Here is an 18601-nt window from a genome sequence, read left to right as displayed (position 1 = left end):
CGCTTTGGCTCCGTTCGGGGCGCCGCCCGTCAACCAGGAAGCCTTGAACGCGATCTCGTCTGCTCACGGCCGTCCACATTCGGTTTCACCTCCCCATCGGTATTCATCAAAGGCGGTTTATGATGAGAGCGAAGGCGCGGTCTGACCGCGCTGAATCATGTCGGGATGGAGGAGGCAAGCGAAGTCATCCGTTTCGGATAGGCGTTGTTCCGCCAGCGCCACCAGGACTTCCGTGCAGAACAGCGTTCCTTGCGGATGGCTGATTTCGACGCGATCCGGCTTGAAGGCGAGCGCGAGTTGGCGGCGACCATTGACGCTGCTGTACGGGACCACGGCAAGCCGTTTCATCCACTCCCCTTCCAGTCCTTCTTCCAAAATCACGCGAGCCGGATCTTTTGCCGCAAGCAGCCGTTCCGGCAGCCAATCGCGCAGCAGCTCCCGATTGACAAACATCACCGGTAGATTGCGGACCGGATCATTCAAACGGTTGCCGGTATCGACCATTCCGGTGGCGGCGATCGTCTTCCCGGCGACCACGATGGCGACCGCCATCAATTCGTTCATCTCCCACTTCCGTATCGCAACGTGCTCCAACCGCTTTTTCGAAAAACGCCATACCAACGGAAATCCGATGATGACCAGCGCCCAGCCGACGGGATCGCCATAACGGAAAGTACTGAACTGAAGCCAATCGTCATAGTATTGACTAGACCGAATGAAATAATGGACGCCGAACAGCGCGCCGCCGGCCGCAAACGCGACAAAATAAAACGTCAAAAAACTTTGCGAATACAGCGAAAAGCGGCGGTAGCCGAATGCCGTCCAGACGATGACGGCCGAATACAACAATTTTCCGAGCGGATGGAAAAGATACGGTGAAAGCGGCGTGAACAAAAAAAAGACGATGAAGGAGGCGACCAGCGCACCGAGCCATAAACGCCATCTCTTCACTTGTCGCTTCAGGGCAAAGGCCGTAAGCCGAAGCAATAAAAAATCGATCATCAAGTTCAACAGCCAGACGACGTCAAGGTAGACAACCATGCGCCACACCGCCGATGTTTGTTTGTCCTTAAGTATATAAGCTCGGAGGTGGAAAGTCTGTCGTTTGGCGGCGAACAATTTCAGTTATTTTTAGAGGTTGACGGGGGATTTGTCGGGGATGGGCAAGGGCGGTTTCGCGGGCGCCCGAAACTGCGGAAAAACGCCTGAGAAGACATGAAATAAAAAAAAACGCCACGCGCGTTTAACGGTGGCGATTGCGATTTCTGAGGAAAGTCGGTATGTCGAGCGTATCTTCATCGTCCTCGCTGAACGAAGGCATCGGGCGCGGCGTTTCGGCCGCTTCTTCACGGCGCAACGGCCGATTGGACGGTTGCAAATTGTGGCGCTCTTGACGGATGGACGACGGACGCCGGGTTTCATTTTCCTCAAATCCTGTCGCGATAACGGTGACGACGATCTCGTCTTTTAATTCTTCGCTGATGACCGAGCCGAAGATCATGTTCACTTCTTGGTCAGCGGCGCTGGCGACGATGTCGGCCGCTTCGTTGACTTCGTACAGGCTGAGGTTGGTGCCGCCGGTGATGTTCATCAAAACGCCTTTCGCTCCATCGATCGATTTTTCGAGAAGCGGGCTGGAGATGGCTTTTTTGGCCGCTTCGGCCGCCCGGTTTTCACCCGTCGCTACCCCGATTGCCATCAAGGCCGATCCGCCTTCGGTCATGATCGTCTTCACATCGGCAAAATCCAGGTTGATGAGCCCGGGGACGGCGATGAGGTCGGAGATGCCTTGGACGCCTTGGCGCAGGACATTATCGGCTTCCCGAAACGCTTCCAGCATCGGCGTATTGCGATCGACGATTTCAAGCAACCGATCGTTCGGGATCACGATGAGCGTATCAACTTTTTCCTTAAGGTTGGCAATACCGCCGGCGGCTTGCATCGCGCGTTTTCTTCCTTCAAAGGTAAACGGACGCGTGCAGACGCCGACCGTGAGCGCGCCGATATTTTTGGCGATCTCGGCGATGACCGGAGCCGCTCCCGTTCCGGTGCCGCCGCCCATGCCGGCGGTCACGAACACCATATCCGCGCCTCTCAGCACTTCCTCGATTTGTTCGCGGCTTTCTTCCGCAGCTTTTTTGCCGATTTCCGGGTTGGCCCCCGCCCCGAGCCCGCGCGTTAATTTTTCGCCGATCTGCAGCTTGATTTGCGCTTTGGACAGCTTTAAGGCTTGGGCATCGGTATTCGCGCAAATGAATTCAACGCCTTGGACGCCGCTTTCGATCATGCGGTTAACGGCATTGGAACCGCCGCCTCCGACACCGATCACTTTTATATTAGCGAGTTGTTCCATCTCCATATAATCCAACATGCTCAGTTCCTCCCATTTTGTAATTCCCACGCCGGATCAGTCGAAGAAAGATTCGTATAAGCTTTTCATTCGGCTGAATACGCCCGGTTTATTCTCTTTCTTTTCGGGTCTCGAGGCGCGTTTGGCCGAATACCTTTTCGACGAGTAATCCCCCGCGCCCGCCGAGACGGACTGCGCCACTTTCTTGCCTTGCACTTTCACGTTGTGATAGGCGAATTTGATCAACCCCACGGAGACGGTGTACTGAGGTTCACGGACCCCGATGTAGTCGGGAACCGCCACGCGTACATTGTGATCGAGCACTTGTTGGGCGAGTTCCAAAATGCCCGGCATCGCGGTGGTCCCACCGGTCAGAATATATCCGCCCGGCAGATCATAAAACCCGATGCGTCGGATTTCTTCCCGGACGAGTTCAAAGATCTCGGCCACCCGCGGTTCAATAATATAAGCGAGATCCCGTTGATTTAAAAGTTCGTCGCTCGTGCCTCCGATCTTCGGCACATGCACTTTTTCTTCGACGGACGCCAAATCGTAATAGGCATGGCCGTGGCGGATTTTAAGTTTCTCCGCTTCCTCCATCGGAGTCCGCAAGCCGATGGACAAATCTTTCGTGATGTGGTTTCCGCCCACAGGAAGGACAAAGGTAGACATTAACATGCCTTGATCAAAAACCGCCACATTTGTCGAACCGCCGCCGATGTCCACGACGGCGACGCCGATGTTTTTCTCGTCGCGGGTGAGAGCGACCGAACCGATCGCCAGCGGCGAAAGGCAAATATCGGCCACTTCAAGTCCGGCTTTTTCCACACACCGAAGCAGGTTATGTAAAACGGTTTTCGAACCGGTGATGAGCAGGCCTTCCATTTCCAGGCGAACGCCGACCATTCCGCGCGGATCGCTGATCTCGTCCAAACCGTCAACAATGAACTGGTGGGGAATGACATCGATGATCTCTCTTTCGGGGGGAATCGGCATGACCTGTGCGGCATCGATCACCCTGGCGATATCGTCATCGCCGATTTCACGGTTCTCGCTTGAAACCGCCACGACGCCGTGGCATCCTTGCAAATGGATATGATTTCCGCTGACCCCTACGATCGCGCTGCGTATCTTCAGATCGACCATTCTCTCCGCCTGTTCCACCGCGGCCTGAATCGAACGCACGGTTTCGTCGATGTCGACGATCGATCCTTTTTTGATCCCTTTGGATTCCGCTTTTCCCAAACCGATGACGTTCAGCGTTTCACCGGTCATTTCTCCTATTAAAACTTTAATCGTGGACGTACCGATGTCCAAACTCACATAGATGTCTTTACTGTTCAATCCCCGGCACCTCCCTTGCCTCTGCCGTCTTCTCTTTCTCTCGCCATCGAATCGTAAAGGGACGGGTCCGACGGTGACGGGTGCCGATGACGACCTCCGCCCATGGTTGCTCCGCTTCCCTCGGTCGCTAAATTGATAGATTTACCGATGACGCCGTTAAAAAATTATATAAAAGGTATTCCACATCAGGGGACATATCCCCTCTTTTTTATATCGATTTCTTGCATAGATTTTTTTATGACATTATTATTTTTTATTTTATATGATCGCTTGATTGGGTGTCGGTTTCAACGGTCGCGCTCGATCGCGATCGACCCGATCCGACACGTTTCATTTATAAGTCTACACCAAGATAAAGAACTAGAAAAGCTGAATTCTCAATAAAAATCGAGGGGGTTTGCGGTATGGCTTTCATGCCCCGGACAGGCGGCGCATGAACCGTTTGGTAAACGGCAAGCTATTCTTCCGAGCGGGGAGCGAGGCGTGCGCCATCAACGCGACGGACTTCCCCCCTTATTTTCCGTGGGGTACGGCGTCCATGACGCGCCCAGGGTCAGGTCGATCACGCCCTTTCCTTTTTTGTCGTCTTTCAATACCTCGGCGATGCTCGGATAAAGCGCCATTTTTTTGGCTAAAGTATCGATGTCGGCCAGCACTTCTTGACCGTTGTTCATATAAATGACGACGTAATCCGGGTGTTTCGGATCATCGGAAGGAAGAATTTCTGACGTCGCGCGGACGACGGCGGCCGGCGTTTTCGCCAATTGTCCCGACAATCTTTCAAGCATTTTGCCTTGTTGGAAACCGTTCAAGATCGGTACATTCGTTTGGGGACGGTCTTCCTTGGCGGCGAGCACCCGCCCGTTTTCCAAGACGGGATAAAAAGCGCCGCCGACTTTCATATAGGCGACGCGACGGTATTCTTTGACGCGAATGGCGACCGTCGACGGATAGGCGGTGCGGACGACCGCGCTTTTAACCTCCGGCAAATCTTCGATCCGTTTTGCCGCGCGGGTTTCGTCAACGTCCCAAATCTTGCTCTTGGTCGTCACCCCGCTCGCCGCCGTGATGCGCCGCTCGTCCACCAAATGATTGCCGTCGACAACGATCTTGCGCACGTTGCTCACGGGGGAAACAAGATAAATAACGGCCGTTATCAGAACAAAAAAGACCGTAATGTAAAAAATCAGCCGCCGGTTCGCTTTTTGCCGGCGCCTCGCTTTCAATTTCGGTATACGATCTTCCAAGCGAACGACTTTCTTGTCCGTCATCACTCAATCCCGTCCGTTAATAGGCGCTTGATTTTTCCGCCCCTATAAATTTGATTCGAATTCCGCCGCCGGTTTTTACGCGTTTGGTTCATTATACCATTTATTCCCTTAAGCGTCTCCGGACTTTCGTAGGATTTCAACTTCGGTTTGCAAATCGATACCATAACGGGTCTTGACCTTTTCTTGAACGAAGCGGATGAGGTCAAGCACATCCTGCGCCGTCGCCCCGCCGGCGTTCACGATAAAGTTTCCGTGCCGCTCAGAAATCTTCGCGCCCCCGACCGCATAGCCTTTCAAACCGTGATCTTCGATCAGCTTGCCGGCGTGATCGGGAAGAGGGTTGCGAAAGATGCTGCCCGCGCATTTTTCATCATAAGGCTGGGTGCGGTGCCGATATTCTTTATACGCTTGCAAGTCGTTCCAAATCGCTTCCGCATCGCCTTTTTCCAATTTAAAAACGGCTTCCACGCAAATGCCTTGCCGTTTTTGTAATGCGGAGGTGCGATACCCAAACCCCAGCTCTTCTTTCGTAAGCCATTTTAACGTGCCGTCGGGGAAAAGAATGCGCGCTTCCAGAAGCAGATCTTTGGTTTCCGATCCGTGAGCGCCGGCGTTCATATAAACGGCGCCGCCGACCGAGCCCGGAATCCCACCGGTAAATTCAAATCCGGCATAACCTTTCCTGCTCAAGGTGGTCGCCAAAGGAACGAGCGGGTAACCCGCCCCGATGCGCAAGCGGTCATCCTCAAAGGAGAGATAACTGAGGCCCTTGCCGATCTTGATCACCGCGCCATCGACCCCGGCGTCATCGACAAGGAGGTTGGAGCCGCGCCCGATCGCACGCCAAGGGACACGGGCGGCGCGCAGGATGTTCACCGCCGTCACCAGCCCGGACAAATCGGCCGGTTCGATAAAAAGGGGCGCCGGCCCTCCGATTTTGATCGTCGTATGCTTGGCCAACGGTTCATTTCGCCGTACCTTCCCGACCTTTTCCTCTAACAGCTGTCGGTACACCCGTTCCATGTCGTGCTCCCTCCGATGACCCTCGGTCGATGCAATCGGCCATGACCGATTTTTACGCTTTGATCAATGAAACGACCTCTTCATAAAGCCTTTGCGCGGCGTCGGGAACGCCCAAGCGTTTCGCATTCTGCCGCATTTCAAGATATTTTTGATCATCCGATAAAATCTCGTCGACAACAGCGAGCAGCCGTTCCGCGTTCAGCTCGGATTCGGGAATCACGACGGCGGCTCCGCGCGCCTCCAGCACCCGCGCGTTTTTCTCTTGATGGTTGTTCGTCACATATGGGCTCGGTATCAGGACGCTCGGCAGGCCGAGAGCGGTGAGCTCCGAGATCGTCGTCGCCCCCGCCCGCGCCACGACCAAGTCAACCGCGGCGAGGACGTCCGGCATGTTATGTATGAAGGGGCAAATCTTTACATTAGGCGGGCAACCCATCGCGGACGCTTCTTCCATGACTTTATTATAGTGAACCTCACCGGTCACATATAAAATTTGATAGGATTTTCGGTCCGCGGCCTTCAACATGCCGAGGGCGGCTTCGTTGATCGGACGGGCCCCGCGGCTTCCGCCGAAAATTAAAACGGTCTTTTTATCCCTGGAGAGTCCCGTCGAAGCCCTTCCCTTTTCGGGGTCCCCGTTTAAGACTTCCGAAGCGCGCGGATTGCCGGTATAAACGACCTTTTCTTCCGGGAAAAAGCTTCGGGCCTCTTCCATCGACACGGCGACTTTGTCGACGAGGCGGCTCAGAAACTTGTTCGTCAAACCGGGCACGCTGTTTTGTTCATGAATGATCGTCGGAATGCCGAGCCGGCTTGCGGCATAAACCACCGGGCCGGCGACGTAACCGCCCGTGCCGATGACGACATCGGGAATGAACTTTTTCATCAGGCGTTTCGATTTGGAAACGGCGCGAAGGAAATTGGCGACCGTCTGCACGTTTTTTTGCACGTTTTTGATTGAAATTTTACGCTGAAAACCTGTGATGTAAAGCGGGTGAAAAGGAAGGTTCTCGCGCATCACGATCTCCCTTTCCAACCCGTTATTCGTCCCGATATAAAGAAATTGCGCATCGGGCTGGTGTTTTTTTATCTCACGTATGAGCGCCAGAGCGGGATAGATGTGCCCTCCCGTTCCGCCTCCGGATACGACGATGTTCATAAAGGAACCTCCATTCGCTGCCGGGAGGCCGTCTCCCGGGATTCTGCGGCCGCTTGTCCCGCGGCATCAACGGCGCGGATCCCCTGCACCCGTTCAAGCCGATGCCGAAGCCCAGCCATGCTTTCGGTTTCAACAAGCACAGCGTCGCCGTTCGCGGACAGCGGTCCGTCATGATGTGTACAATTATTTATTCGGTTTCATCCGCGGATTTTTTGATCACCGCATCCATATTTTTTCCGGATTTCCATGCCCCCGTAAGAAACAAACCCTGCTCGAAAACAGGGTTTTCATTCAATACTTGGAATAGCGGCTGATGTTGAGCAATACGCCGATGGAAACGAGGATGAGCGTCAGCGAAGAGCCCCCGTAGCTCAAAAATGGCAACGTGATGCCCGTGACCGGCAGCAGTCCGGTGACGACCGCGATGTTAATCATCACTTGGACGGCAATCATCCCGACGATGCCGACGGCGAGAAGACTTCCGTAAAGATCGGGCGCCCCGATGGCGATGCGGATGCCGCGCCAGAGCAGCAAACAAAAAAGCAGGAGCACAAACACCGCACCGATGAATCCGAGCTCTTCCGAAACGATAGAAAAAATGAAATCGGTTTGCGGTTCAGGAAGGTATTGAAACTTTTGCCGGCTTTGTCCAAGTCCAAACCCGAACAATCCGCCCGGCCCGATCGCATAGAGGGATTGGATGATTTGGAAGCCGCTTCCGAGCGGGTCTTTCCATGGATCCAGAAAGGACGTAATCCGTTCGACGCGATATGGCGCGGACAGCACAAGACCGACGAAGCCGATCAGCCCCATCGCGCCGAGAAAAACAAAATGCTTGATCCGGGCGCCGGCGACAAACACCATCATGAGGCAAGTGATGACGAGCACCGTGCCCGTGCCAAGATCGGGTTGGAGCAAGATGAGTGCGAAAGCCGAAAACACAAGGGCTAAGGAAGGGAGGATGCCTTTTTTCACCGTCGTGATGTGCTTCTGGTTTTCGGAAAGAAATTTCGCCAAAAATACGATCATCGCCATTTTCATGAATTCGGAAGGCTGAATGGAAAACGCGCCGACGCCCAGCCAGCTGCTCGCGCCGCCCCGCTTCAAGCCGATCCCCGGAATGAGAACGACGATCAAGAGCAAAAAACAAACGCCCAACAGAACCTTTGCCCAAGCGCGCCACGTCAAATAATTCATGTTCATCACGGTGAACATCGCGAGGATGCCCATGCCGGCGAACAATAATTGACGTTTCGCGAAATAGAAAGCATCATCGAATTTATAAGACGCCCAGACGGCGCTTGCGCTGTAAACCATGATCAAGCCCACGGCCAACAGCGTCAAAGTGACGGCGATCAGTAAAAAGTCCGGTGCCGCTTTCGCCTTCGGCATAGTCTCCACCTCGGATCGAGAGAATGACCTGTCTACTTAAGCGTATGCACCGATTTGATAAACATGTCTCCCCGCTCTTCGTACGAACGGTACTGATCCCAGCTCGCACACGCCGGCGACAACAAAATGACGTCGCCCGGTTCGGACAGGCCGTAAGCGGCTGTCACCGCCTCCGCCATATTATCGACCAATCGGACGCGTTTCACACCGGCTTTTTCCGCCGTACCCGCAATCTTTTCTTTCGTCTGGCCGAAAGCGATGACCGCTTTCACCCTGGAAAGCCCCGGAATCAAGCCGTCAAAATCATTGCCGCGATCGAGGCCGCCGGCGAGCAAAATGATCGGCTGATGGAAAGCGTTAAGGGCCTTGGATGTCGCCAATACGTTCGTCGCCTTGGAATCATTGTAAAACGCCCGGCCGTTGATGGTCGTGACGTATTGCAGGCGGTGCTTCATCCCCTTAAAATCCTCTAAGACGCGGCGGATAAAGTCGGTCGCCACGCCATGGACTTTCGCGACCGCAACGGCGGCCAGCGCATTGGCGACATTATGGTCGACGTTCGGCATGCCGAGGCGGTCACGGCGGATGATCGCTTCGCCTCTAAAATATAAAACGCCGTCGGAAAGATAAGCGCCGTCGACTTGTTCTTTCAATGAAAAGGGGACTTTTTGCGCCCGGGTGTTCGCCGTCCATTTCTTGACAAGCGGATCGTCCGCGTTATAGACAAGCACGTCCGCAGGCGTTTGATTTTTCGTGATCATCGCCTTCGCTTGGGCGTAGGCTTCCATGGAACCATGGTAATCCAAATGCGCCTCGAACAAATTCAGAAAAACGGCCGTGCGCGGGCGGAACGTCCGGGTTCCGAGCAGTTGGAAACTGGAGAGCTCGGCGACGATCACGTCTTCCGCTGTCGCGCTTTGGGCGACTTCGCTGAGCGCCGTCCCGATGTTGCCGGCGACGATCGGCCGGGCGGGACCGCCTTTCAGCATTTCGCCGATCAACGCCGTCGTCGTCGTTTTGCCGTTCGATCCGGTGATGCCGACAAACGGCGCCTCCGATACTTGCGCGGCCAATTCCACTTCCGTGATCACGGGGATGCCCAACCGCTCCGCTTTTTCGACGAGCGGATTCGTGTAAGGAATGCCCGGATTTTTAATTATGACGTCCGTTTCTTCCGTCACCAAATCGGACGGATGGCCGCCGCCGACGACCTTCACGCCGAGGGCGGCGAGCTCTCTCGCCCGCGGATCCCCCTCAAGATCGGCGCGATCGTTTACGACGACGCGGGCGCCGAGATGGACGAGGAGCTTCGCCGCCGAATAACCGCTCTTCGCCATGCCGAGGACGAGCACTTGTTTGTCTTTATAATAAGGAATTTCCTTCATGCCGGAGACACCTCGAGTCTTAAAAACAGTTCGTTACAATCCAAACTTGATATAAATGCCGAGCGCGGCGAAGAGAAACCCGACGAACCAGAACGTCGACACGATGCGCCATTCATTCCAGCCGGAGAGGACGTAATGGTTGTGCAGCGGGCTCATCTTAAAGAAGCGCCGTCCCCCGGTCGCCTTAAAATACGCGACTTGGATCATGACGGAGAGCGTTTCGATGACGAAAATCCCTCCGATGATGATCAGATAAAGTTCCGATTTGGTCATCATCGCGACGGCGGCGAGCGCCCCGCCGAGCGCGAGCGATCCCGTGTCCCCCATGAACACTTTGGCCGGGTGGGCGTTAAAGACTAAAAAGCCGAGCAAAGCGCCGCAGACGGCAACGGAAAAAATCGCCACGTCCATCATTGCTTCCCGGTAAGCGATGATCGCAAACGCGCCGAACGCGATCGCCGCGGTTCCCGACAACAACCCGTCCAAACCGTCGGTTAAATTCGTGCCGTTCGAGCTGCCGAGCAGCATGACGACGGCGAGGAAAAAGTACGCCCACGAAAGATGGAAAGACCACGGCGTAAACGGCACGTCGACGCGGGTCGAAAAACCATTATGCACAAGTAAAAGATAAAAAATGATGGCCACGAGAATTTGTCCGATAAGCTTCTGTTTCGACGTCAAGCCCAAATTGCGTTTCATGACGATCTTGATGAAGTCGTCGAGAAAACCGACGGCGCCGAATCCGATCGTCACGAGTAATAATAACCAGATGTCGCCGGTTAAAACCCCGTAACGGACCGCGGTGAAGAGCACGCCGATGGCGAGGGCGAAAACGATGACGACGCCGCCCATCGTCGGCGTGCCCGCTTTCTTTTGATGGCTCTTCGGCCCTTCTTCGCGGATGTATTGGCCGAACTTCAGCGCGCGCAATATCGGTATAAAAATCGGTGCCAATACGACGGCCACAAAAAAAGCGGTGAGCATGGCCGTCAATAAGATCGTCGTCATGTCGTCTGTCCTCCTTCTGTCATCGCTTGGACGAGTGTTTCAAGTCCGGCCAGACGCGAGGCTTTAAAAAGCATGGCGGTGCGGTCCGTCGCAAGCGCGACGAGGTGGGGAAGCGCCTCTTCTTTCGTCGCGAAACGCTTGACCACAAGCCCGGGGCGGAGGGTTTCCGCGCGTTCGGCGATCCACGCCGCTTTCGGGCCGATCGTGACGAGCGTCGTGATGTCATCCGTCAACGCCTCGGCGACTTTCGCGTGCAGTTCACGTTCATCCTTTCCGAGTTCATACATATCGCCGAGAACCGCGACTTTATGAGGGTAACCCGGTAAATCGGCCAGCGTTTCCAGCGCCGCTTTCATGGACGTCGGGCTGGCATTGTATGCGTCATTGATGAGCAACGACCCGTTCGGGCCCGGTAGCCTTTCCAGACGCATCCCGGTGATGCGCAAATCGCTTAAGGCTTCGGTAATTCGTTTTTGATTGATCTTCAACCGCTCGGCGACGGCGATGGCATAAACCGCATTTTTGACGTTGTGCCGGCCGATGAGCGAAATCTCGTAGGCCGCGCCGTTCACGCGGAACGCCGCGCCGCTTACCGACAATTCGAGATTTTCGATGCGATAATCATTGTCCGGACCGAAGCCACAGCGCACCAACGTGCCGCTGTACCCGCGGGCCGGGGTGAGCAACGGTTCGTCGCCGTCGATGATCAGCGCCCCTTCTTTTGTCATGCCCTCGGTAATCTCCATCTTCGCGCGGGCGATGCCGGCGCGGCTCCCCAAAAATTCGATGTGCGATTCACCGATGTTGGTGATCACCGCCACGTCCGGTTCGGCAATTTTGCTCAATGTCGCGATTTCTCCGAAATGGTTCATGCCCATTTCCACAACGCAGACTTCGCAATCATCCGGCATCGCGAGCAGCGTCAGCGGCACGCCGATATGATTGTTCAAATTGCCGCGTGTCCGGTGCGTTCGATAAGCCGTCCCGACGACGCGGGCAATGATGTCTTTGGTCGTCGTTTTTCCGTTGGAACCGGTCACGGCGACGACCACAGGGTTGATCTTGCGGCGGCGCAAGGTAGCCAACGCCTGCAAGGCTTTTAAAGTGTCGTCGACCAAAAAAAGCGGAAAATCGGCCGGCACCGCCTCCGGTATGGGACGGTCGGCTTGCCATAAGGCGGCCGAAGCGCCGTTTTTGATGGTTTCAAGCAAAAAATCGTGGCCGTCAAACCGTTCGCCCACAATCTGGATAAACAGTCCGGCCTTGATCGGACGGCGGCTGTCGGTAAAGACGCCGAGCCGTTCAGGCAGGGCGTCGATATTGCCGCGACAGCCGCATGAGATTTCGATTAAATCACCCTTGTCTACGTTCATGCTGCAAACGCTCCTTAATCGCTTCGCGGGCGACGAGCCGGTCATCGAAATGGATGACTTCGCGGCCGATGATCATGTAGGTTTCATGCCCTTTGCCCGCAAGGAGGACGACGTCATCCTGCTCCGCCAAAGCGATGGCGCGGAAGATCGCTTCCCTGCGGTCCACGATGGTTTCGTAGGAACCCGCCGGCACCCCGGCTTCCATATCGCGGAGGATGCGCATGGGGTCTTCCGTGCGGGGATTGTCGGACGTAAAAATCGCGACGTCGCTGTGCTCCACGGCGACGCGCGCCATCAGCGGGCGCTTCGTGCGATCGCGGTCACCGCCGCAGCCGATGACCGTAATGACCCGCTTTTTCGCGAATTCTCGAATGGTCGTCAAGGCGTTTTTCAAACTGTCCGGAGTGTGGGAGTAGTCGACGATGACGGCAAAATTCTGCCCGGCGTCGACCGTTTCCAGTCGGCCGCTGACGCCTTCCAGCCGTCCGATCGAACGGACGACGTCTTCAAGCGCCACCCCGTTGATATAGCAAGCGAGCGCGGCGGCGAGCGCGTTATAAACATTAAATTTGCCGACCAGCTTCATTTCGACGGGATACGTGCCTTTGGGCGTGATGAAATCAAAGGACGTTTTTCCCGCGGTCACGCGAATGTTCTCGGCCATGAAATCGGCATCACGTTCGATGCCGTACGTCCAAACGGGCGCGGCGGTCATCTGGGCGAGCTGCGCCGAAGCGTCGTCATCGGCGTTCAGCACAGCCGCCTTCAAGCGATCGCGATCATATGTATTGCCGAGCTGTGAAAAAAGAAGGGATTTGGCGTGCAAATACCGTTCCATCGTTTGATGATAATCAAGATGGTCTTGCGTCAAATTGGTAAACACCGCGATGTTGTAGTCACAGCCACGGACGCGGCCCTGGACGAGGGCGTGCGAAGAAACTTCCATGACGGCCGACCGCGCGCCCCGCTCCACCATTGTTTTAAAAGCGCGCTGCAAGGTCACGGCATCCGGCGTCGTATTTGCGGCCGCTTCTTCATAATCCTTGAATTGGATGCCGAGCGTTCCAATGCGTCCCGTCGGCAAGCCGTTCATTTCCTGGATTTGTTGGATGAGCCGGGTGACGGTCGTTTTCCCGTTGGTGCCCGTCACCCCGATGAGTGAAAGCTGATGGGTCGGATGCCCGTAAAAACGATCGGCCAAGACAGCGAGGGCGCGGCGCGCATCGCTGACGAGAACCACAGGAACATCGACGTCGAGCGGGCGCTCGGCGACGACGGCTTTCGCTCCTTTTTTCACGGCATCCGCCGCAAAGCGGTGCCCGTCATTGGCTTCGCCTTTAACACAAATAAAAAGGGCATCTCCCTGCACCTGGCGCGAATCCATCGTGACGGACGTCACTTCCGGATCGCCGGGCGACAAAACGTCTTTCACCGGGAGTCCCTCTATCAGACGACTGAGTTTCATATTCGTGCACATCCTTTTGCTTTCGGGTGCGGATCTATCTTCATTCACCCTGCAAAAATCAATCCCGCGCGAGCGCGGGAACAAAGACTCCATCACTATTTTAATCGCCGGCGTCGTTTTTGTCACCTAAGTATACTCTTATTTTTGATCCGGCCTTCAGTTTCACGCCGGCTTGCGGCTGTTGCCGGATGACCGTATCGCCGGTGCCCTCCGCTTCGATTTTCAAATCATAATATTCTTCGCTGATGGTTTGTTTATCCTCGCCGACCAAATCGGGCACTTCGATCATCTTTTCATCACCCCAGCGGTATTCTTTCTCCATCCCGCCGGTCCGTTTCTTCACGCCGAGGGCTTGCAGGCTGTCGCTGATGATTTTTCCGGCCAGCGGCGCGGCAACGGTTCCCCCGAATTGGACGGTGCCTTTCGGATTGTCCACCGCGACGTAGACGATGATCTGCGGGTCGTCGGCGGGCGCGAATCCCATGAACGATAAAATGTAGTTATTTTCCAGATAACGTCCGCCAGATACTTTTTGCGCCGTCCCGGTCTTGCCGCCGATGCGATAGCCCTCGACGAAGGCATTGCGGCCCGTGCCGTTGGCCACAACGCTTTCCAAAGCATATCGGACTTTTTTCGACGTTTCTTCGGAGATGACGCGCCGGCGAAGTTGCGGCGCGTTGCGGCTCACGACTTCTCCCGTCTCCGGATCGACCCATTCCTTCGCCAGATACGGCGTATAAAGATAACCGCCGTTGATCGCCGCGGCAACCGCCGCGATTTGCTGGATGGGGGTGACGGAAACCCCTTGGCCGAAGGCGGTCGTCGCCGCCTCAAGCGGCCCGATCTTATCTTCCTTGAACAAAATGCCCGTCGATTCCCCTTCCAGATCGATGCCGGTTTTCGCGCCAAATCCGAACTTATGAATGTAGGAGAACAAGCGGTCTTTGCCGAGCCGCTGCCCCAATTCAACAAAGCCGGGGTTACACGAATTCTCGACAACCTCCAAGAACGTTTCCGAGCCGTGGCCGCCCCGCTTCCAACAGTGGAGGTCGGTGCCGGCAACGGTGATGTAACCGGGATCATAGAACGAATCATGCTGTAAATCGACGAGATGTTCCTGAAGGGCGGCGGCCAGAGTGATCACTTTAAACGTCGAGCCCGGTTCATAGGTGCGCCAGATCGGGAGGTTATGGTTATAAATCTCCGGCGCCACGTTTTGATAGTTTTCCGGATTGAAGTCGGGTCGGGTTGATATTCCCAGGATTTCTCCGGTATTGGGGTTCATGGCAATCGCAATCGCATTGTCGGGGTGGTATTTCTGTTCCGTCTGGTCAAGTTCCCGTTCGATGATCGTTTGCACGCGATGATCGATGGTGAGCACCAAATCCAAACCGTCTTTCGGCGGCACATATTTGTCTTTCAGCGACGACATGCGATTGCCTTGGGCGTCGGAATAAAAGTCGACGTGGCCGCGGACGCCTTTCAAAAGGTCGTCATAATAGGATTCGAGGCCGATCAGGCCTTGGTTGTCGACGCCGGCAAAGCCAAGGACGTGGGAAAGAAACCGCCCGTACGGATAATGCCGTTTAAAGTCTTCGGCTATGAAGACGCCCGGCAAATGCAGCGAGCGGACTTCCGCCGCTTTTTCATTGGAGATTTTCCGGCCTTCCGGCTTGATGTAAACCGTCGAGGCTTTTTTGGTGATCAATTGGTAAATATGTTCTTTACTAGCATTGAGAACGCGGGCCAATTTTTCCGCGGTTTTCACAGGATCCCGGACTTGTTTCGGCACAACCAATACGGAAGGCCGGCTCACGTTGGTCGCCAACACTTCCCCGTTCCGGTCCAAGATATCGCCCCGCTCGGCTTCATAGGGGATTTGCCGGCTCCACGAATCGAGAGCCTGCCGGGTGAGCCAGCCATTCATGTAAAATTGCACGTAGGCGAGACGGGCGGTGAATATGCCGAAAATGAGCATGCCGGCGATGAGGATAAAGATCAAGCGCCTTCTCACGGTGACAGCGGATACACGCACATCGTGCCCCTCCAAACTGGGTATGCTTGTATCACACTATATGCCCCGTGCGGACAAGGTAGACCAGGTCGCCGGTTCGAGAGATCGAACGGGAGGTTGGGATTAAACGAGTTGAGGCATGAAAGCGGGGAAAAAGACCATCCGCCCGGTTGCCGATCAAACGGATTCAGCCGAAACGGAAACGGCAAAGGCGCGTCAGCCTTTGGTCAAATAAAAAGACGGCGGGCGATCCGCCGTCCTTATATACCTTATAAGCTGGACTTTAAAAAGCGCTTCATTCATCCTTTGCCGCGGCTCCTGAAGGCCGTTTCAGTTTAACATCGAGCACTTGGCCGCTCCCGATCGCGGCGCCTTTGGCCGGTTTTTGGCTGACGACATAACCATCGCCCGTGACGGCCGTCTCCATCTCCGTGAGCCGCGAAAGTTGCAGCACCTCTGAGAGCGACCAGCCCGTAATGTCCGGCATCCGCTCTTCCCCTGTGCCCAACAGTAAAATTTTCGTGTTCGGCAACACGGAAACGCCGGGCTGCGGCAATTGCGCTCGGACCGTGCCGTTGCCGATGGCGACGGGATGGAGGCCTTGTCCGGCGAGCGCCTTGACCGCCTCATCGACCGGTTTACCCGTCCAATCGTCAATCCGGACGGCTTTTTGAGCTGCGTGATCGGTCGCGTCCGTCTGCGTCGGCTCCACCTTCAAATATTGCAGGGCGTTTTGCATGACCGGATTGAACACTTCGGACACCGGTTCGGAGCCCGCTTGCAGCGGTTTGAGGTGCGGGCGGTCGATCGCGATGTAGACGACCAGCTTTGGATCGTTTTTGGGCGCCATGCCCAAGAAAGAAAAAATATAATTGTCTTCGCCCGTCAGGTACTGGCCGTTCATCGAAATTTGCGCGGTACCGGTTTTTCCGATCACATCGTAACCTTTCAGATTGTAACGGGTGCCCGTGCCGTTTTTGTCGGTGACGACTTTACGCATCAATTCGCGCACTTTTTCGGCGGTCTCTTTCGTAATCGGCCGCCCTGCCACCGCGGGCTTATGGGCGAGCACCGTCTTGCCCGAATTGGGGTCGACGACTTTTTGAATGATGTACGGGCGCATCATTTTTCCGTCGTTGGCGATCGCGGTGGCCGCCTGCACGATCTGGATGGCGGTAAAGGCGGAAGCTTGGCCGAAGCTGTTCATCACTTGGTCCGTATGCCATTTGAAATTAATGCGGCTATCCGCTTCTTTCGGCAAATCGATACCCGTTTTTTTGGTAAAGCCGAAGCGTTCCAAGTATTTGTAAAAGCGGTCCGGGCCTAAATATTTATCCTCGACGATGGAAAAAGCGACATTGGAGGAACGGATGAACCCGTCATTAAAAGTAATCGTCCCCCAATTGCGGATCCAGTCGTGAATCGTCGCTACAGTGGACCGACCGTCCTTCACCTCGTACGCCCCGGATTTGAAGGTTTGGGTGCCCGGCCAAACCCCTTCATTTATGGCGGCGGCCAGCGTGAAGGTTTTCATGACGGAACCCGGCTCATAGGGCGTGGAAATCGCGTCGTTGGTGTAACCCTGGATATTCCGCTCGTTCGGATCGAACGTCGGCCGGTCCGACATCGCCAAGATCGCCCCGGTTTTCGGATCGCAAACAATCGCGATCATCCGCTTCGGGTCATACTTCTCGTAGACGCGATCCATCGCGTCTTCCAAGACGGTCTGGATGCGTCGGTCGATCGTCAAGTAGACGTCATCGCCGTTCTTCGGTTTTTTTAAATCTTTCACGCCATCGGGCAAAATATCGCCGTTGCGATCGCTGTAAAATTTGATCAAGCCGTCCTGTTCGGTGAGGTAGCTGTTTAAAGATTTTTCGATGCCCAGGACGCCGACTTCTTTGTCCGCATCATCCAAATGATTGGTGAATCCGATGACGTATGAGGCAAATGTGCCGTTCGGATAATAGCGCTTGGAGTCGCGGATGAATCCGATCCCCGGAAGGTGAAGGTTTTTGATCCTTTCCATCGTGTCCGCGTCCAGCTTTTGCCCGTGCACGCCGAATTCGACCTGATACAGAGGTTTATTTAAGATTTTCAAGATGTCCGTTTCTTTCATTTTCAAGATGGGCGCAAGTTCACGGGCGGTTTTTTCTTTGTCTTTGACATAGGACGGCGCTTTGTGGCTCAAAACGGCGTAAAGATCGTAGGCGGGCACATCGCGGGCGAGCACATCGCCGTTGCGGCTTAAAATTTTGCCGCGTTCGGCGTCGACGACTTTGACTTGCGTCCAGTTATTTTTTCCGATTTTGACTAAATCGTGGCCGTCGACTTCCTTCGCTTCGGCGAGAAAGACGAAACGACCGAAAATGGTCGCGAAGACGAGCATAAAACAAAGGGCCAAAAAGGCCGCCCAGCGATTGATCGTTTTATTTTTCCGCGGAAACATGGGTCCTCCACGCCTTATTTAATGACTTTGACGTTGTTGATGTTTAAAGAGTAACCGTGTTTTTTCGCGTATTCCATGAGGCGTTTCGGATCGGAAAGCTTCGTTTTTTCAACGGTGAGCCGTTGGTTTTCTTCCGTCGCTTTTTCAATCTTCGCCTCCGCGTCGTTGATCGCGCGGTTGGCGATATAAATCCGCGCCTGCATTGAGATGATCGCGAGGCTCAGCGCCATGACGACGACGAGCGCGAGCGACCATAACAATTTTTCCCCTTTCGTTATGCGCTTTTTCGGGAACGTGCTCGGGATCCGGGCGTGCGAACGTCTTTCTATGGCTTCATGGACTGCCATTTGGCGCGCGACTTGGCTCAT

General features: G+C 55.0%; 14 protein-coding genes. All 14 read right to left on the bottom strand.

Features of this window, described 5'->3' with window-relative positions:
• Window positions 1-117: 117 nt before the first annotated feature.
• Window positions 118-1041, bottom strand: a complete 924-nt coding sequence (spoIIGA, locus tag CCB157_RS03270; protein ID WP_077614496.1) for a sigma-E processing peptidase SpoIIGA — start codon at window positions 1039-1041, stop codon at window positions 118-120.
• 202 nt (window positions 1042-1243) lie between these two features.
• Window positions 1244-2371, bottom strand: coding sequence for a cell division protein FtsZ (ftsZ, locus tag CCB157_RS03265; RefSeq protein ID WP_143286906.1), 1128 nt, complete (start codon window positions 2369-2371; stop codon window positions 1244-1246).
• 36 nt (window positions 2372-2407) lie between these two features.
• Window positions 2408-3694: a cell division protein FtsA gene (gene ftsA, locus CCB157_RS03260; protein WP_077614495.1), complete on the bottom strand. Its 1287-nt coding sequence runs from the start codon at window positions 3692-3694 to the stop codon at window positions 2408-2410.
• A 491-nt stretch (window positions 3695-4185) separates the two neighbouring features.
• Window positions 4186-4965, bottom strand: coding sequence for a cell division protein FtsQ/DivIB (locus CCB157_RS03255; protein ID WP_077614494.1), 780 nt, complete (start codon window positions 4963-4965; stop codon window positions 4186-4188).
• A 108-nt stretch (window positions 4966-5073) separates the two neighbouring features.
• The gene (gene murB / locus CCB157_RS03250) at window positions 5074-5988 is read right to left on the bottom strand and encodes a UDP-N-acetylmuramate dehydrogenase (protein ID WP_077614493.1); all 915 of its coding nucleotides are present in this window, start codon (window positions 5986-5988) and stop codon (window positions 5074-5076) included.
• Window positions 5989-6040: 52 nt separating this feature from the next.
• Entirely contained in the window at window positions 6041-7147 is a 1107-nt protein-coding gene (gene murG / locus CCB157_RS03245; RefSeq protein ID WP_077614492.1) for an undecaprenyldiphospho-muramoylpentapeptide beta-N-acetylglucosaminyltransferase, read from the bottom strand.
• 291 nt (window positions 7148-7438) lie between these two features.
• Window positions 7439-8539, bottom strand: a complete 1101-nt coding sequence (spoVE, locus tag CCB157_RS03235) for a stage V sporulation protein E (protein ID WP_077614490.1) — start codon at window positions 8537-8539, stop codon at window positions 7439-7441.
• A 32-nt stretch (window positions 8540-8571) separates the two neighbouring features.
• Window positions 8572-9924 carry a UDP-N-acetylmuramoyl-L-alanine--D-glutamate ligase gene (gene murD / locus CCB157_RS03230; protein ID WP_077614489.1) on the bottom strand — a complete coding sequence of 451 codons (1353 nt, stop codon included), beginning with the start codon at window positions 9922-9924 and terminating at the stop codon, window positions 8572-8574.
• Between the two features lie 33 nt (window positions 9925-9957).
• Window positions 9958-10932 (bottom strand): phospho-N-acetylmuramoyl-pentapeptide-transferase, encoded by a 975-nt coding sequence (gene mraY / locus CCB157_RS03225; RefSeq protein ID WP_077614488.1) that lies wholly within the window; start codon window positions 10930-10932, stop codon window positions 9958-9960.
• Window positions 10929-12305, bottom strand: a complete 1377-nt coding sequence (locus CCB157_RS03220) for a UDP-N-acetylmuramoyl-tripeptide--D-alanyl-D-alanine ligase (protein ID WP_077614487.1) — start codon at window positions 12303-12305, stop codon at window positions 10929-10931. The genes mraY and CCB157_RS03220 overlap by 4 nt, the downstream gene beginning before the upstream one ends.
• Entirely contained in the window at window positions 12286-13770 is a 1485-nt protein-coding gene (locus CCB157_RS03215; RefSeq protein ID WP_077614486.1) for a UDP-N-acetylmuramoyl-L-alanyl-D-glutamate--2,6-diaminopimelate ligase, read from the bottom strand. The genes CCB157_RS03220 and CCB157_RS03215 overlap by 20 nt, the downstream gene beginning before the upstream one ends.
• A gap of 100 nt (window positions 13771-13870) precedes the next feature.
• Window positions 13871-15805, bottom strand: a complete 1935-nt coding sequence (locus tag CCB157_RS03210; RefSeq protein WP_077614485.1) for a stage V sporulation protein D — start codon at window positions 15803-15805, stop codon at window positions 13871-13873.
• A 274-nt stretch (window positions 15806-16079) separates the two neighbouring features.
• Entirely contained in the window at window positions 16080-18233 is a 2154-nt protein-coding gene (locus CCB157_RS03205; RefSeq protein WP_077614484.1) for a penicillin-binding protein, read from the bottom strand.
• A 14-nt stretch (window positions 18234-18247) separates the two neighbouring features.
• Window positions 18248-18601 (bottom strand): cell division protein FtsL, encoded by a 354-nt coding sequence (gene ftsL, locus CCB157_RS03200; protein WP_158077186.1) that lies wholly within the window; start codon window positions 18599-18601, stop codon window positions 18248-18250.

The sequence above is a fragment of the Caenibacillus caldisaponilyticus genome (genome assembly GCF_002003465.1).
Lineage (GTDB): Bacteria > Bacillota > Bacilli > Bacillales > Sporolactobacillaceae > Caenibacillus > Caenibacillus caldisaponilyticus.
Note: the sequence above shows the minus strand (reverse complement) of the source record. Positions and strands in the feature narration are given on the sequence as shown.

Coding starts and splice junctions, on each gene's coding strand:
- spoIIGA (WP_077614496.1), bottom strand. CDS start 1,041: ATGGTTGTCTACCTTGACGTCGTCTGGCTGTTGAACTTGATGATCGAT.
- ftsZ (WP_143286906.1), bottom strand. CDS start 2,371: ATGTTGGATTATATGGAGATGGAACAACTCGCTAATATAAAAGTGATC.
- CCB157_RS03255 (WP_077614494.1), bottom strand. CDS start 4,965: ATGACGGACAAGAAAGTCGTTCGCTTGGAAGATCGTATACCGAAATTG.
- murB (WP_077614493.1), bottom strand. CDS start 5,988: ATGGAACGGGTGTACCGACAGCTGTTAGAGGAAAAGGTCGGGAAGGTA.
- murG (WP_077614492.1), bottom strand. CDS start 7,147: ATGAACATCGTCGTATCCGGAGGCGGAACGGGAGGGCACATCTATCCC.
- spoVE (WP_077614490.1), bottom strand. CDS start 8,539: ATGCCGAAGGCGAAAGCGGCACCGGACTTTTTACTGATCGCCGTCACT.
- murD (WP_077614489.1), bottom strand. CDS start 9,924: ATGAAGGAAATTCCTTATTATAAAGACAAACAAGTGCTCGTCCTCGGC.
- mraY (WP_077614488.1), bottom strand. CDS start 10,932: ATGACGACGATCTTATTGACGGCCATGCTCACCGCTTTTTTTGTGGCC.
- CCB157_RS03220 (WP_077614487.1), bottom strand. CDS start 12,305: ATGAACGTAGACAAGGGTGATTTAATCGAAATCTCATGCGGCTGTCGC.
- CCB157_RS03215 (WP_077614486.1), bottom strand. CDS start 13,770: ATGAAACTCAGTCGTCTGATAGAGGGACTCCCGGTGAAAGACGTTTTG.
- CCB157_RS03205 (WP_077614484.1), bottom strand. CDS start 18,233: ATGTTTCCGCGGAAAAATAAAACGATCAATCGCTGGGCGGCCTTTTTG.
- ftsL (WP_158077186.1), bottom strand. CDS start 18,601: ATGAGCCAAGTCGCGCGCCAAATGGCAGTCCATGAAGCCATAGAAAGA.